This window comes from Paenibacillus albidus (assembly GCF_014644435.1).
Taxonomy (GTDB): Bacteria; Bacillota; Bacilli; order Paenibacillales; family Paenibacillaceae; genus Paenibacillus_AQ; species Paenibacillus_AQ albidus.
On the sequence record NZ_BMKR01000108.1, the window covers coordinates 1 to 840 of the forward strand.

1 protein-coding gene is annotated in these 840 nt (G+C 50.1%); it reads left to right on the top strand.

Annotated features, from left to right (window positions below; translation table 11 throughout):
• Positions 1-78: 78 nt before the first annotated feature.
• Positions 79-840, top strand: a 762-nt coding sequence (locus tag IEY53_RS34795) for an IS110 family transposase (RefSeq protein ID WP_229696543.1), incomplete at its 3' end; no start/stop codon positions are given.

Here is an 840-nt window from a genome sequence, read left to right on the forward strand (position 1 = left end):
AGATGGCGGTAGCCGGGAGAACGAGCGTCTTTTTGGGGAGTTTACCCCGTCACAAAAACTGTTCTCCTACTACCTCCAATGACCATGTTTGAGCTGGTAGGGGCATTGACCCCGAATAACAAGCGAAGCTATGGGTTTGGAACCATCGTAGGAGTGCCGGCGAATATCATTCTGGAGGTTGTTATGGAACCAGTAGTGGGAGTGGATGTAGCCAAAGGTTTCAGTGTTGTACAAGCCTTTCTCAAGCGGAATGAGCCTTACGGGAAAGCGGTAGGTATTACTCATGAGAAGGACGGATTGGAGAAGTTGGGGGAAATGCTGGCAGAGCTGCAGACACAGACTGCGCGTTCTCCAGTCGTCGTTCTGGAAGCGACCGGTCACTATCATCGCGGACTGGTGGCCTACCTGGAACACAGCGGATGGACGTATTTTATCGTTAATCCGTTGCAGGCCAAACGAGCGAAAGGTACCCACTTGCGAAAGGTAAAGACGGATGCCGCAGATGCCTGGCACTTAGCCGAGATGTATTACCGGGGAGATGTGACTCCGCACCGGACATGGGAGGATAGCTATACAGAGCTTCAGCATGTGACGAGGCAGCATGAGTTTGTAACAGGGATGTTTGTACAAGCGAAATTAAACATGAGAGCCTTGCTGGATCAAGTGTTTCCGGAATATGAGAAGGTATTTGGTAATCTATTCTCGGAGACATCGCTACATGTGCTGGCCCGTTGTTTGGAGGATCAGACCGAGGACCTTCAAGAGGTCATACAGAAAAGCACAGGAAAATCCCATTCTCGGAAGTGGACGGAAGGCAAAATGGAATGTCTCAAAGAAGTA